The organism is Ornithinicoccus sp. (genome assembly GCF_057176825.1).
In genome coordinates this window covers 1,314,155-1,327,571 of sequence record NZ_CM169976.1, presented here as the reverse complement: position 1 = coordinate 1,327,571, position 13,417 = coordinate 1,314,155, and the positions used below count along the sequence as shown (strand labels likewise).

Genomic DNA, 13,417 nt, shown 5'->3' with positions numbered 1-13,417 from the left:
AGGCAGGTCCGTGGCCCTGAGGAGCGGAGGAACCCTCGATGCTGAAGTTCATCATCCGCCGCGTACTGCAGATGTTCATCGCACTCTTCGTGCTGAGCCTGCTGCTGTTCGCCTGGTTCCGGTCCCTGCCGGGAGGCACCGTCGGAGCCCTGCTCGGGGAGCGGGGCAACCCCGAATCCCGAGCCGCCATGGAGGAGGCCTTCGGGCTGACCGAGCCGATCTGGGTGCAGTACTGGCTGTTCCTGCAGCGCTGTATGCAGGGCGACTTCGGCGTGAGCAACGGGGTGCAACGTGGCGCCGAGGCGCTCGAGGTCTTCACCACCCGCTTCCCCGCCACCCTCGAGCTCAGCATGCTGGCCCTGGTCATCGCGATCACGCTGGCCATCCCGCTGGGCTATCTCGCGGCTCGCCGTCGTGGCGGCTGGCTGGATACCTCGTCGGTAATCGGCTCCCTGGTCGGTGTCGCCGTCCCGGTGTTCTTCCTGGGCTTCGTGCTCAAGTACATCTTCGCCATCCAGCTCGGGTGGCTGCCCCCGTCGGGGCGCTCTAGCGTGGGCATCAACGCCACGCACGTGACGGGCTTCTTCGTCCTCGACGGCATCCTCACCCGGGAGTGGGACGCCGCGTGGGACGCCTTCAAGCACCTCATCCTCCCGGCGTTCACTCTGGCTTCGATCCCGTTCGCCGTGATCTTCCGCATCACCCGTGCGTCGGTGCTCGACGTCATGGACGAGGACTACGTGCGCACCGCGCGGGCCAAGGGGCTGACCCGGCAGGTGATCCGGGTGCGGCACGTCCTGCGCAACGCCATGATCCCCGTGGTCACCACGATCGGCCTGCAGATCGGAGCGCTGCTCGCCGGCGCCGTCCTGACCGAGAGCGTCTTCAACTTCCAGGGCATCGGCCAGGCACTGGCCATCGGCTTCGAGCGCCGCGACTACCCGGTGCTCCAGATCCTGATCATGATGGCCGCCCTGGTCTACATCGTCGTCAATCTGCTGGTCGATATCGCGTATGCCGTGATCGATCCGCGGGTGCGGGCCAAGTGAGGAGCTGACGATGACCCCAACGAACCCGTTCTCCGGTCGCGCGAAGAAGGACCGGATCGACCGCCTGGCCCAGTCCTCCGCCCCTGCGTCAGGGCGGTCGGGGACCACGAAGGCTGACGGCGGTTCCGGCTCGGTCGCCGTGCTGGAGGCCCAGGTCTCGGATGCCGGGGCGATCGACGAGGACGAGGGCGTCAGCCTGTGGCTCAGCGCCTGGCGCCGGCTGCGGACCAACGTCGTCTTCCTGATCGGTCTGGCGATCACGATCGGCTTCGTGATCCTGGCGATCATCGCCCCCTGGATCGCGCCCAACGACCCCAGTGCCACGCTGCTGCTCGACCAGGTCAACCAGCAGAGCAACCCGGTTCCGGGGTCTCAGGCCGGCTTCCCCCTGGGCGGCGACCCGGCCGGGCGTGATCTGCTCTCCCGCCTCATCGTCGGCTCCCGGCAGACCCTCATCGTCGGGGTCATGGCGACCCTGCTCGGGCTCGCCGGCGGGCTGACGCTGGGCACCCTGGCGGGAGGCATCGGCGGATGGGTCGACACAGCGGTCATGCGCCTGGTCGACGTGATGCTCTCGATCCCGTCGCTGCTGATGGCCTTCAGCATCGCCGCCCTGTTCCAGCGCCCCGGGCAGCACACCCTGATCATCGCCATCGCGATCGTGCAGGTGCCCATCTTCGCCCGCCTGCTACGCGGCTCGATGCTCGCCCAGCGGCACAGCGACCACGTCCTGGCCGCCCGCGCGCTGGGTGTCAGGCGGGCACCGATCGTGTTCCGCCACATGCTCCCCAACGCCATCGGCCCGGTGATCGTGCAGGCCACCCTGGTGCTGGCCACGGCCATCATCGACGCCGCGGCGCTGTCCTTCCTCGGCCTGGGCAACCCCGACGACCGGCAGCCGGAGTGGGGCCAGATGCTGGGCGCCTCACAGCGCTACTTCGACTCCTTCCCGCACCTCGCGTTCTACCCGGCCATCTGCATCGTGGTCGTGGCACTCGGCTTCACCCTGATGGGTGAGTCCCTGCGTGAGGCCCTCGACCCCAAGTCCCGACGGTGAGGTGGCACAGACCATGACCGCCCAACCCCTGACCGACACCTCGCGGAGCACGAGCAGCCGCGAGCCCCTGCTCAGTGTGGAGGACCTGTCGGTCGTCTTCACGGCCAAAGGTCGGAAGCCGTTCACCGCGGTCGACGGCATCAGCTTCCAGGTCGCGCCCGGTCAGACCGTCGGCCTGGTCGGCGAGTCCGGCTGCGGCAAGTCGGTGACCTCGTTGGCGATCATGCGGTTGTTGCCCTCCCGGGGCAACCAGGTCACCGGCCGGGTCGACTTCGCCGGCAAGGATCTCCTGACGCTGACCGACGGCCAGATGCGTGACATGCGCGGGGACCAGCTCGGGATGATCTTCCAGGACCCGCTCAGCTCGCTGAACCCGGTCGTCCGCCTCGGGGTCCAGGTCACCGAGGTGCTGAAGCGGCACAAGGGCATGCGTGCCGACGCCGCGCGGCGCCGCGCCGCCGAACTGCTCGACAAGGTCGGCATCCCCGACCCGACACGGCGACTCACCGACTACCCGCACCAGCTCTCCGGTGGGATGCGGCAGCGCGCCCTCATCGCGATGGCGCTGGCCTGCGAGCCCAGGCTCCTCATCGCCGACGAGCCGACGACGGCCCTCGACGTGACGATCCAGGCGCAGATCCTGGCGCTGCTCAAGGAACTGGTCGCCGAGTCGGGAACCGCCCTGATCATGATCACCCACGACCTCGGGGTGGTGGCCGGACTGTGCGACGAGGTCAACGTGCTCTACGGCGGCCGGATCGTGGAGCGGGCGGACCGGCACGAGATGTTTGCCCACCCCCGACACCCCTACACCCACGGGTTGCTGGCCTCCATCCCCCGCCTCGACCAGGACAAGGGCCAGCGCCTGTCGCCCGTCCCCGGGTCGGTGGCCGACAACATTCCGTGGACCAGCGGGTGTGCCTTCGCCCCGCGCTGCGGCAACGCCGTCGACGCGTGCCTCCAGGGCTCACCGGACCTGGAGTCCGTCGACACCGGCGGGACGGCCCACCTGCTGCGCTGCTTCAACCCGATGGGAGCCGACGAATGAGCGAGTCCGCCGACACCACGACCGCTGGCAGCAGCTCCACCGCCAGCGCCGTCACCCGGGAGGACGACATCCTCCTGGAGGTCCGCGGGGTCAAGGTGCACTTCCCTATCAAGCGCGGCGTCATCTTCGACCGCACCGTGGGCCACGTCTACGCCGTCGACGGCATGGACCTGCAGGTGCGGCGCGGCGAGACCTACGGGCTGGTCGGCGAGTCCGGCTGCGGCAAGTCGACGTTCGGGCGGGCGGTGCTGCGCCTGGAGGATCTGACCGAGGGTGAGGTGCTGTTCGCCGGCGAGGACCTCGCGCCCCTGCAGGGTGAGGAGCTCCGCCGCAAGCGACGCAGCATGCAGATGGTGTTCCAGGACCCCCTGGGCAGCCTGGACCCGCGCCAGACCGTGGAGCAACTGCTCTTGGAGGGGATGCGTGCCCACGGTCTGACCAAGGGGCGGGATGCCCGCGCCAGGCTGACCGAGCTGCTGACTGCCGTGGGCCTGCCCCGGACCGCCCTGAGCAAGTACCCCCACGAGTTCTCCGGCGGGCAGCGGCAGCGGGTCGGCATCGCCAGGGCGCTCTCGGTCGAGCCGGAGCTGATCGTGGCCGACGAGCCCGTCAGCGCGCTCGACGTGTCGGTGCAGGCGCAGGTCATCAACCTGCTGGAGGACCTCCAGGAGGAGTTCGGTCTCACCTACGTGGTGATTGCGCACGACCTCGCCGTAGTACGGCACGTCAGCGACCGGATCGGCGTGATGTATCTCGGCGCGCTCGTGGAGGAGGCGGAGGCCGACGACCTGTATGCCGATCCGCTGCACCCCTACACGCGTGCCCTGATGTCGGCCGTCCCGGTCCCGGACCCCACACTCGAAGACACCCGCGAGCAGATCCTGCTGGCCGGTGACCTGCCCAGTCCTGCCAACCCGCCCACTGGCTGCCGGTTCCACACCCGTTGTCCGTGGCGCCAGGAGACCCGGTGTGACACCGAGCGCCCCGAGCTCCGGACGGTCGAGATCGAGGGCTCCCCCGGATCCCATCGGGTGGCCTGCCACTGGGCCGAGCAGATCGCCTCGGGCGACATCCGCCCTCACGAGGTCACGGTCCAGGTGACCGACCCGACCGCGGAGGACAGCAACAGCGGGGAGGAGTTCTTCGGCCCCGCTTCCGTGACCGAGGTCGGTTGACCGCTACATTGCCCGAATGAAGCCTCGCCTGCTGGTGGTCCAGCACCAGGAGATGTGTCCGCCCGCCTGGTTCGGCGACTGGCTGATCGCCTCGGGACTCGACCTCGACGTGCTGAACGCCTCCTCCGGTCGGGCGATCCCGGCGGCCCTCACCGAGCATGCCGGCCTCGTGGTCCTGGGCGGCTCCATGGGGGCGCAGGACGACGACGTGGCCAATTGGCTCCCGGCGGTCCGGGCCCTCATCGCCACCGCCGTCGGCGGCGGAGTCCCCTTCCTCGGGATCTGTCTCGGGCACCAACTGGCCGCCGTCGCCCTGGGCGGTGAGGTCGGCCGCAACCCCCATGGGCCGTTCCGGGGGCTGAGCGCGTTCAACCCCAACGCGGAGGGACGCGAGGACCCGCTCCTGCGAGCGGTGCTGCCGGGGGCACTGGCCATCCAGTCCAACCGCGACGTCGTCCTCACCATGCCCCGCGAGGCGCGGGTCCTGGCGACCTTCCCCGACGGGACCGTCCAGGCGGCACGGTTCGGGGAGCGGGCCTGGGGCGTGCAGTTCCACCCGGAGGCCAACGGCACGGTCTTCGACGCCTGGCTCGCCAACGAGGACCAGAACGTCACCGAGGAGGTGCGGGCAGGGTTCCCGGCACTGTCGGCGCAGGTCCGGTCGGCGGAGTCACAGCTGCGCCGGTTCTGGGAGCCCCTCGCGCAGCGATTCGCCCAGATCGTCAAGCAGTCCCTGGACTCCTGAGCCACACGAGGACAGGCCCGGACAGGCTCAGTCCCGCGGTGCCTTGACCACGATCACCGGACAGGCCGCGGCCTGGAGCACCTTGTGGCTCACCGACCCCAGCAGCTTGCCGGCGAAACCGCCCCGGCCGCGCGTGCCGATGACCATCAGATCGGTGCGTCCGGTGGCCTCGCTGAGCATCCGCGTACTCGGGCCGTGCAAGATCTCGACCTGCACCTCCACGTCCGGATACAGACCCCTCGCCTGCTTGGTCGAGGCGTCCACCCGCCGGCGCTGACGCTCCTCGATGGCCTGCCACTCCGGGCTGTCCGGCTCCGTCACGACATACCCGTCCACGACCTCGAGGTACCAGCTGCTCAGGCAGACGACCGGGACGGAGCGCAGCGCGGCCTCCCGGAAGGCCACGACCGCCGCCGCGGCACTGTCCCGGCTGCCGTCCACCGCGACGAGCACCCGGTCCGCCAGCCGGGGGGTCACCGCGACGCTCTGGTTCACCACGGCGACCGGGCAGGTCGCATGCATGGCGGTGTTCAGCGAAGTGGTGCCCAGCAGGAACTGGCCGAGAGAGCCCTTCTGACCCGACCCGACGACGATGATGGATGCCGCGTCCTGATAGGCCAGCAGCGCACCGGACGCGGCTCCTGAGACCTCGACAACCTCCAGCTCAAGGTCCGGGTAGACCTGGCGGACCCGGTCCGCGGCCTGCTGCGCGAAGGGCGGCCCCTCCCCCTCCCGCCGCAGCGCGTCCAGCACCGTCGGGCCGCTCATCGAGGGGTCGTCCTCCAACGCCCCCACGGCCGCGACCTCGTTGGCGTTGACCAGGATCAGCCGCACCCCGTGCAGCGAGGCAGCCTTCGCCGCCCACATGACCGCGGACTCGTCCGTCCCCGTGCCGTCGACCCCCACCACGACCGGCTGCCCGGCGACAGGGGGCGTGTTCTGGTCTCCACCGTCGGAACTCATGTTTTCATTATTGCCTACCGGCTCGCCTCCCGTCGCGTGATGCTCTTCGCTTCCCGAGAGCAGCACCGGGGGCCGCACCCCAGAATCGGGTGGACGTGTCGCCGAGGCTGCGACAGGGTCGGGGCATGGGTGGCGATCCGCAGGGCTTCGAGTTCGTGGTGCGCGACGGTCCGGAGGTCCGGATCCTGCACCACGGCAGGCTCGCCACGACGTTGCGTGGCCGACGTGCCCTCGACTTCTTCGAGGATGTCGAGGGCGCCGACGACCAGGCGCTGATGGCGCGGTTGACCGGCAACTACAAGCGCGGCAACGAGCGGGAGGGCAAGAGGCATCCGCGCAACCGGGGAGACCGCGCGTGAGCAGGTCCGAGGGTGCACCGGACATGCCCGAGTTCGCGGGGATGCGACTGCTCGGCACCGACGCGCTGCGGCGGCTCTCCTTCGGAGGCGCCGCGGACGCACTCCGGCAGGCGATCGCGGACGGGCTGGACCCCGACGACGACGCGCCGCGGTCCCGGATAGCCACCCCGACGGGGCAGGTCCTGCTGATGCCCTCGACGTGGGCGGGGCACTCCGGGGTCAAGGTGGTGTCCACCACCGGGGACAACCCGGACCGGGGGCTCCCTGCCGTCCAGGGCCTGTTCGTGCTGTTCGAGGGCGCCGGGCAGCGGCCCGTGGCACTCGTCGATGGTGCGGCCCTCACCCTGCTGCGCACTCCCGCCGTCTCCCTGCTGGCGCACCGGCTGCTGCGCCCGGAGGCGAAGGCCGGGCACCTGGTGCTGTTCGGCAGTGGGCCGCAGGCAAGGGAACACCTGGCCGCGCTGGGGCAGGAGGGCGTCGTGGCCTCCGTCGACCTGGTCGGCAGACGCCCGGAACGGTTGGCGCCCCTGGCGGACCTGGCCGCGAGTCTGGGGGTCCCTGCGCGCGTCAGGCCCCTCGCCGAGGCGGATGAGGCCGTCTCGGCGGCCGACACCGTCTGCTGCTGCACCGCCTCACCCGTCCCCCTGTTCGCCGGTGCCGCCGTCCCTGACCACGCGGCGGTCCTGGCCATGGGCTCACACACCATGGACGCCCGCGAGCTGGACTCCGAGCTGATCAGCCGGGCCAGCGTGCTCGTGGAGTCCCGGGGCAGCGCGCTGCGGGAGGCCGGCGACCTGACCATTCCGCGCGACGAGGGACGGTGGGACCCGGAGGATCTGGTGACCCTCCGCGACCTGGTCTCCGGCGCGACCCACCTGCCGGCGGCCCGACCCCGCGTGTTCAAGGGCACCGGCATGCCGTGGCAGGACCTCATCGTCGGTGCTGCCCTGTGGCGAGCCACGAGGTGAGCCCGCGCTCCCCCGCCCGCATCATCCAGCTGTGGTTGGCCCGCAACACGGGCGCGGCCAGACGGACGAGGCCCTGGGGCGCATTCCGCCCCAGGGCCGCCTCCTGGTCATAGTGTCCGACCGTGCCGCCGGTGGCATCCTCCGTCAGTCGCCACCGGGCCCAGCCCCTCAGGTCGCCCCCGATCCCGACCTGCAGCGTCCGCGCCCGCGGGTCCTCCACCTCGCGGGTGAGGACCAGGTCCAGGGTGTAGGGCAGCAGGCTGCGCACGCTGAGCTGGCCACTGTCCTCACCGATGGCCTGCGCGCTGCGGACCTGGGGCCACCACCGGGGATACCCCGCAGGGTCCGCGAGCACGGCATACACCTCCTGGGGAGGGTGCGGCAGGGTCCACGTGTGGGCGAAGACGAAGTGGTCCCCCGACCGCGGAGGTGGCACTCAGACCCCCGGCTGCACCTGGGAGCGCAGGGCGGAGACGTCACCCTTGTCGAACCCGAAGCCCAGGCTGGCGATGCGCTTGTCCTGGGGGACGTGCATCAGCTTGTTGCCCTCAAACCGCAGGTCGGCGGGGCCGGAGACAGGGAAGCGACGCAGCGTCATCCCCAAGGGGTTGCGCAGTTGCACCTCGTCGCGCTCGATCTTGATCGTCGGGTTGACCAGGTTGAGCCCACCCAACAGCGCGAGGACGCCGCCGGCGACTACGCTCAGCCACGTCTCGGTCAGGAGAGCTGTCCCCAGCAGCACGAGGCCGACCACCAGGAGGGTGATCGCGAGCGGCTTGCTGTAACCAATCGTCATAGGTTCCATGTGTCTGCGGTGCCGGGCCGTGTTCGGCCCTGCCCGTTCCCCTTTCGTGATGTCGCGCCTGCGTGGCGCGGTGTCTGTCGTCCTCCCGTTTGGGAGCCGATCATGCGACGGCGCACGGCCGCCAACGGTTCCCCCACTCACTCCTCGGGGGCTCCCTCCCCGTCCCGGCTCCGGACCCGGCGCATCTCGTCGGCGAGCGCGGGATTGGTCGCGTCCAGCTCGGAAGTGACCCGGTCGACCACCTCCGGGGCCTTGTTCTGGCTGAGCTTGGCCCGCGCGTCGAACCGGGTGACCCGCATCCGGAGCCCGACCGTTCCCCTGGCCGCTCGCCGCGTCCCCGCCTCGTCATCGGAGAGGCTGCGGCCCTCCGGATAGTGCTGCTCGAAGTGGTGGGTCAGCTGCGCGAGCATCCGGTAGTTCTCCTCCGCGGAGAGGATCTCCGGTATGCCGTAGAGGTGGGCGGTGACGTGGTTCCAGGTCGGCACGAGGTCACCGGGCGCGTACCAGCTCGGCGAGACGTAGTCGTGTGGTCCCTGGATGACGACCAGCACCTCGTGGGCGCCGAGCTCGTGCGACACCTCGTCGGGCCTGCCGAAGTGGCTCACGATCTCGATGCCGTCGGCATCCTCATTCAGGATCACCGGGTAGTGCGAGGCGACCAGCCCGTTCCCAGTCGGGGAGACGAACGTCGCCCACGGGTTGTGCCGGATCAGGCGTTTGACCTCCTCCGGGTCCGTCATCAGGTAGTGCGGGGTGTCGCGCACCGGATCACCTCCCTATCCCCCGATGCTGCCGACGGCTGAGCACCGCGCGCTACCGTCACCGGGTGAACCCATCATCCCAGGGCCGGCGCGCGGCAGCCGCCTACGACGCCGTGGCCGAGGCCTACACGGCGGAGAACGACACGAGCCTGCTGAACGCCTACTACAACCGGCCGGCCATCCGCAGGCTTCTCGGACCGGTGACGGAACGGCACGTCCTGGATGCGGGATGCGGGTCCGGCCCGATACTGGTCGACCTGATCAAGGCAGGCGCCAGCGTGGTGGGCATCGACGGCAGCGCGGCTCTCCTGGACATCGCTCGCGACAGGGTGGGCCCAGACGTCGACCTGCGGGTCGCGGACCTGGCCGATCCGCTCCCCTTCGACGACGCCACCTTCGACGACGTGGTCTGTTCCCTCGCCCTGCACTACCTGGAGGACTGGGACTCCCCCCTCTCGGAGATGCGCCGGGTGCTCAAAGCCGGGGGCCGCCTGGTGCTGTCGGTGGAGCACCCCTTCGCCATCTGGTTCGCCTCCCACCAGGGCGGCACTAGGACCAACTACTTCGCCACCCGCAGCAGGAGGGAGACCGACATGGCCGGCGAGAGCGTCGAGCTCACGTTCTGGGACCGTCCCCTGTCGGCCATGATGCAGTCGTTCCTCGCCGCGGGGTTCCGGATCACCCACGTCGGCGAGCCGGGACCGTCGCCGGAGGCGATCGAGCAGTTCCCGGACTTCTTCCAGGATCGGGACGACCCGCGGTTCCTAGCCTTCCTCTTCGTCGTGCTGGAGGCCTGAGGGCGACCAGGGGACCTCGGCCATCGAGGCCCAGGTGGCCTGCCGAACCCTGATCGCCAGGAGAAGAGCGACGGAGGTCCACGCGACGGCGCCCACGACGAGTCCGAGCGCGGTGTCGGGGGACCATGTTCGGGCGACGTGCCAGGTCATCCCCAGCAGCCAGGGTGTGAGGGCGAGCCCGAGCGCGACCAGCACGGAGCCGACGAGAAGAGATACGGCCGCTGCACGTGACTTCGGGCGCCGAACGACGACGACGACGAACGTGACGATCGCGAGGCCGACGAGAGCGAGCGCCGACCACGGCACGATGGTGAGGACCGTGTCTCCCGCCGTCGGTATGTCAGTACCGCCTTGACTGATTCGGTCGATGTCGGCAGCAGCGGAAGCGAGACTCGGCGCCCTGGCCTCGGAGTACGTGTTCGCCAGCACGACGACCGCTCGATCCTCTTCCGGGATGAGCATGACGTGTGCGAAATATCCGGGTGTCGCACCGGTATGGTGGACGCGGTGCGCGCCGTCGGAGGTATCGATGCGCCAGCCATATCCGTACCCGGACCCGTCGCTCTCTCCGGCCTGTTCGGTCCATGCCAGCGCACGGAGATCACCGGGCACCACGTCGGTGGTGAGTTGGGCGCGGCTATAGGTCGCCAGGTCGCCGACGGTCGACACGACATAGCCGTAAGGAGCACCCGAGGGCTCGGATCCCGGCGCGTAGGGGAATGTCAGGCCCCACCACTGCCGGTGACCGGGCGGCAATTCGGCCACCGAGCCGTCGACTCCGGTGATGTCCATGCGCAGCGGATCGGTGATGCGCAGGCTCAACTGTTCAGCGAACGAGCTCGAGGTCACCTCCTCGACGAGCGCACCGAGCACCAGGTAGTTCGCGCTGCTGTAGGAGTAGTCTCCGATCTTCACCGGAATGATCGAGTGTACGGGCTGCATCCGTGACCGACAGGCTTTCCCGGTAGCGCTCCGAGACCGCTAGCCCGTCAGCAGCTGAATATCCGGCGGTGTGATCAAGCAACTGTCGAATCGTGGCGTCAGGTCGATCCAGGCAAGATGCCTCCTCGCGGGATCGTCGAGCGAGACCAGCCCTTCGTCGGCGAGCTGCAGCACGATCGTGCCGGTGAACGTCTTGGCGACGCTCCCGATCACGAACGGCGTGCTCGACGCCATCGGCTCGCCGTTCCCGTCGCCGCCGAGGAACCACGTCTCTTCGTCGTCTCCGTCCAGCACCGCCACGGCCAGCCCCGGCACGGCGTTGTCCTTGCGCCACTCTTCCAGATAGGCCTCCACCGAGGAATGGTTCGCGGACGCCGGAGCGAGAGCGTACACCGACATGTAGGCGACGACGGACAGGACGATGTAGCACCACCGGTTCATGCGACCACCGTACCAATACGCTCATACTGTTATAGACCTGCTGCCGTAGTCTCGACCTCATGCCCCGCACCGCCGACCACGATGAACGCTGCGCCCAGATCTGCAGCGGCGTGCGCAGATCTGCCGCCGAGGTCGGTCTCGTCGCAGTCACGATGTCAAGCACGGCTCGGGCCGCAGGAGTGTCCGTGGGCCTGGTCCAGCACTACTACAGCTCCAAGGACGCGCTCCTGGTGGACACGCTCGACCGCACGCTCGCGAGCATTCTCGACAGGGTCGAGCGAGCCACCGCTCTGGCCGAGGCACGCGGGGCGCGCATCGAACACGTGCTGTGCGCCGGCATCGAACAGCTGCTACCCCTCGACGAGGTCCGCACCGAGGAGGCACGCCTGCGCATGGCGTTCTCCGGCCTTGCCCTCGACAACCCCCGGCTGCGCGAGCACCAGACTCGGTTCGTCAGGTCTCTCAGAGCGCGCGTCGCCCGCGCTGTCGAGAACGCCGGACGGTGCGGGGAGATCCCCGACATCACGGCCACGGAGCCGACGACAGAGGCTCACGCGCTCCTGTCGCTGGCCGACGGACTCTGCCTCCACATCCTGACCAGCACCGCCACGCGAGAAGCCGCCCGTGCTCGGACAGTGGTGGCGACCCGCATGAGCGACCTCTTCCCCGGCACCTGCACGAGACACGTCGCCTCGACATCGTGAGAGGCGATTCCCCCTCCATTCGCCTCACGTCGAGGTCCGGGACCCCGAAGCCCATATCGAAGGACTGGTCCGGCGGGCCGGGCTGCGCTATCCCAAGCCGACCTGCGCCGCGTGCGGCGCACGGAGGACGCGGCCTGGACCGCCACGTCATCGCGGCGAGGCCGCGTGGGACAGGGTGCTGTAGACGAACATGTCCTTCCGCTGCTGCCCCACCTGCTGCCACGATCGCAAGAGTCCTTCTCGCTGATACCCGCATCGCTGGGCAGCTCGCCACGACCCCTCATTCCAGGGCTCGACGAACAGGTGAAGATGCTCGACCTCGTCCAACGTGAGCGCCCAGTCGGTCAACGCCCGCAGGGCGGCCGTGAGGTAGCCCCGCCGTCGATGCCCGGGGCCGATCCAGTACCCCGTGGTCGCACGGCCCTCGTCGATGTCGCGGAGCCACAGGCCGATCTGGCCAACGGCTTCGTCGGTCTCAGAGTCAGCGATGGCGAACGAGTATCCGGCACCTGATTCGAGGCGCGAATGCTGCCTTGCGATGTACTCCTCCGCGTCACCCCGAGACCCGCTGGTGGGCACCGTGGTGATCAACGGGATCAAATCATCGAAGGCAGCCGAGACGACCAGCTCTACATCGCGCTCCTCGAACGCCCTGAGCAACACCCGTCCGTGACTCAAGCGCGGCACCGTGTCAGGCAGCGCCACGCGACAACCGATCCCCGAACAAGGTGAGAACGCTCGCACAGCATCCACGCACGTGCGTCACGGTCATCCGACGGGCAGCGGGGTGATCGCCGCGATCTGCTCGCCCGCGGTGTCCTCAGCCCGGTCGAGCTCGTAGTGGCTCTGCAGGTTGATCCAGAACTCGGCCGAGGTGCCGAAGTACTTCGCCAGCCGCAGCGCAGTATCCGCCGTGGTCCCCCGCTTGCCGTGCACGATCTCGTTGATTCGCCTGGGTGGCACACCGATCGATATGGCGAGCTCGTCCTGCGTGATTCCGAACCCCTAGCGCTAGACGTTAAACCGGAACTCCACCAAGTTCTGTAGCCGAACAACCTCTCGCTCCCGGGCCGAATCGCACGCAATGCCGAGACCGCTCGCGCTAACCCGAGACGCCGATCGTACGGACAGCGTCACGCAACAGGCCGGGTGCTAGACGTCGGTGAACACGCCCTGATATTCCGTACCATCTCCGATTACTCCTTCTGCCACGTGAGACGCCACGTGGCAGAAGGAGACTAGAAACCCAGTGGCGCTGAAGCCCAATACCCAGCGGCGCTGACCACCGCGATCGCGCGCCCAGGCAAGGTGGCGCCGAATGGCACCACCACCGGTGCTCAACGGGCCGAATACTCAGGTCGACGTCGATCGATCGACTTGGCGTCAGGGAGTTGCCCAGGGGTCGACCAGAGACACGCCTGTGTGCTCGAGATCCTTCACATTGCGCGTTGCGCAGCTCGCGTCGTGAGCAAGGCAGATCGCGGCGATCTGGGCATCGGCGGTGCTGATCGGTGCGCCCGCCGCCTCTCGGGCGACGAGCACGTCGGCGTAGCACTCCGCTGCAGCTTCATCGAATGGCAGCAGTGAACGACTCCCCCGGTAC

15 protein-coding genes and 1 pseudogene are annotated in these 13,417 nt (G+C 69.2%); 9 read left to right on the top strand and 7 right to left on the bottom strand.

What is annotated here, in order from left to right; genetic code table 11:
* Positions 1-38: 38 nt before the first annotated feature.
* The 5 genes from AC1QRC_RS06900 to AC1QRC_RS06880 are packed head-to-tail and all read left to right on the top strand — an operon-like array spanning position 39 to position 5,074.
* Positions 39-1,049, top strand: coding sequence for an ABC transporter permease (locus AC1QRC_RS06900; protein ID WP_484206043.1), 1,011 nt, complete (start codon positions 39-41; stop codon positions 1,047-1,049).
* A gap of 10 nt (positions 1,050-1,059) precedes the next feature.
* Positions 1,060-2,106: an ABC transporter permease gene (locus tag AC1QRC_RS06895; RefSeq protein WP_484206042.1), complete on the top strand. Its 1,047-nt coding sequence runs from the start codon at positions 1,060-1,062 to the stop codon at positions 2,104-2,106.
* 13 nt (positions 2,107-2,119) lie between these two features.
* On the top strand, positions 2,120-3,154 hold the full coding sequence (locus AC1QRC_RS06890) for an ABC transporter ATP-binding protein (protein WP_484206041.1): 1,035 nt from the start codon (positions 2,120-2,122) through the stop codon (positions 3,152-3,154).
* Positions 3,151-4,329 (top strand): ABC transporter ATP-binding protein, encoded by a 1,179-nt coding sequence (locus AC1QRC_RS06885; RefSeq protein WP_484206040.1) that lies wholly within the window; start codon positions 3,151-3,153, stop codon positions 4,327-4,329. The genes AC1QRC_RS06890 and AC1QRC_RS06885 overlap by 4 nt, the downstream gene beginning before the upstream one ends.
* Positions 4,330-4,345: 16 nt before the next feature.
* Positions 4,346-5,074 carry a type 1 glutamine amidotransferase gene (locus AC1QRC_RS06880; protein WP_484206039.1) on the top strand — a complete coding sequence of 243 codons (729 nt, stop codon included), beginning with the start codon at positions 4,346-4,348 and terminating at the stop codon, positions 5,072-5,074.
* A 27-nt stretch (positions 5,075-5,101) separates the two neighbouring features.
* Here AC1QRC_RS06880 and AC1QRC_RS06875 read toward each other — a convergent pair whose 3' ends face one another.
* The gene (locus AC1QRC_RS06875; RefSeq protein WP_484206038.1) at positions 5,102-6,037 is read right to left on the bottom strand and encodes a universal stress protein; all 936 of its coding nucleotides are present in this window, start codon (positions 6,035-6,037) and stop codon (positions 5,102-5,104) included.
* A gap of 125 nt (positions 6,038-6,162) precedes the next feature.
* Here AC1QRC_RS06875 and AC1QRC_RS06870 point away from each other — a divergent pair, with 125 nt between their 5' ends.
* Together AC1QRC_RS06870 and AC1QRC_RS06865 are read left to right on the top strand one after the other, a co-directional pair.
* A complete protein-coding gene (locus tag AC1QRC_RS06870) occupies positions 6,163-6,396 on the top strand; it encodes a hypothetical protein (protein WP_484206037.1) in 234 nt (77 codons plus the stop codon).
* Entirely contained in the window at positions 6,393-7,364 is a 972-nt protein-coding gene (locus tag AC1QRC_RS06865) for an ornithine cyclodeaminase family protein (protein ID WP_484206036.1), read from the top strand. The genes AC1QRC_RS06870 and AC1QRC_RS06865 overlap by 4 nt, the downstream gene beginning before the upstream one ends.
* Here AC1QRC_RS06865 and AC1QRC_RS06860 read toward each other — a convergent pair.
* The 3 genes from AC1QRC_RS06860 to AC1QRC_RS06850 form a co-directional block, all read right to left on the bottom strand.
* Complete coding sequence (locus AC1QRC_RS06860) at positions 7,327-7,800, bottom strand: SRPBCC family protein (protein WP_484206035.1); 474 nt, start codon at positions 7,798-7,800, stop codon at positions 7,327-7,329. The two genes, AC1QRC_RS06865 and AC1QRC_RS06860, sit on opposite strands and share 38 nt — an antisense overlap.
* The gene (locus tag AC1QRC_RS06855) at positions 7,801-8,169 is read right to left on the bottom strand and encodes a hypothetical protein (RefSeq protein ID WP_484206034.1); all 369 of its coding nucleotides are present in this window, start codon (positions 8,167-8,169) and stop codon (positions 7,801-7,803) included.
* Between the two features lie 137 nt (positions 8,170-8,306).
* Entirely contained in the window at positions 8,307-8,933 is a 627-nt protein-coding gene (locus tag AC1QRC_RS06850) for an FMN-binding negative transcriptional regulator (RefSeq protein ID WP_484206033.1), read from the bottom strand.
* A 62-nt stretch (positions 8,934-8,995) separates the two neighbouring features.
* Here AC1QRC_RS06850 and AC1QRC_RS06845 point away from each other — a divergent pair, with 62 nt between their 5' ends.
* Positions 8,996-9,727, top strand: a complete 732-nt coding sequence (locus AC1QRC_RS06845) for a class I SAM-dependent methyltransferase (protein WP_484206032.1) — start codon at positions 8,996-8,998, stop codon at positions 9,725-9,727.
* Here the strand turns inward: AC1QRC_RS06845 and AC1QRC_RS06840 are convergent.
* Positions 9,695-11,068: pseudogene (locus AC1QRC_RS06840) on the bottom strand (serine hydrolase domain-containing protein). The gene AC1QRC_RS06845 and the pseudogene AC1QRC_RS06840 sit on opposite strands and share 33 nt — an antisense overlap.
* A gap of 101 nt (positions 11,069-11,169) precedes the next feature.
* On the opposite strand from AC1QRC_RS06840, the gene AC1QRC_RS06835 reads away from it, so the two are divergent.
* A complete protein-coding gene (locus AC1QRC_RS06835) occupies positions 11,170-11,814 on the top strand; it encodes a TetR/AcrR family transcriptional regulator (protein WP_484206031.1) in 645 nt (214 codons plus the stop codon).
* A 147-nt stretch (positions 11,815-11,961) separates the two neighbouring features.
* Here the strand turns inward: AC1QRC_RS06835 and AC1QRC_RS06830 are convergent, their stop codons facing one another.
* Positions 11,962-12,519, bottom strand: coding sequence for a GNAT family N-acetyltransferase (locus AC1QRC_RS06830; protein WP_484206030.1), 558 nt, complete (start codon positions 12,517-12,519; stop codon positions 11,962-11,964).
* 63 nt (positions 12,520-12,582) lie between these two features.
* The gene (locus AC1QRC_RS06825) at positions 12,583-12,810 is read right to left on the bottom strand and encodes a HigA family addiction module antitoxin (RefSeq protein ID WP_484206588.1); all 228 of its coding nucleotides are present in this window, start codon (positions 12,808-12,810) and stop codon (positions 12,583-12,585) included.
* Positions 12,811-13,417: the final 607 nt, after the last annotated feature.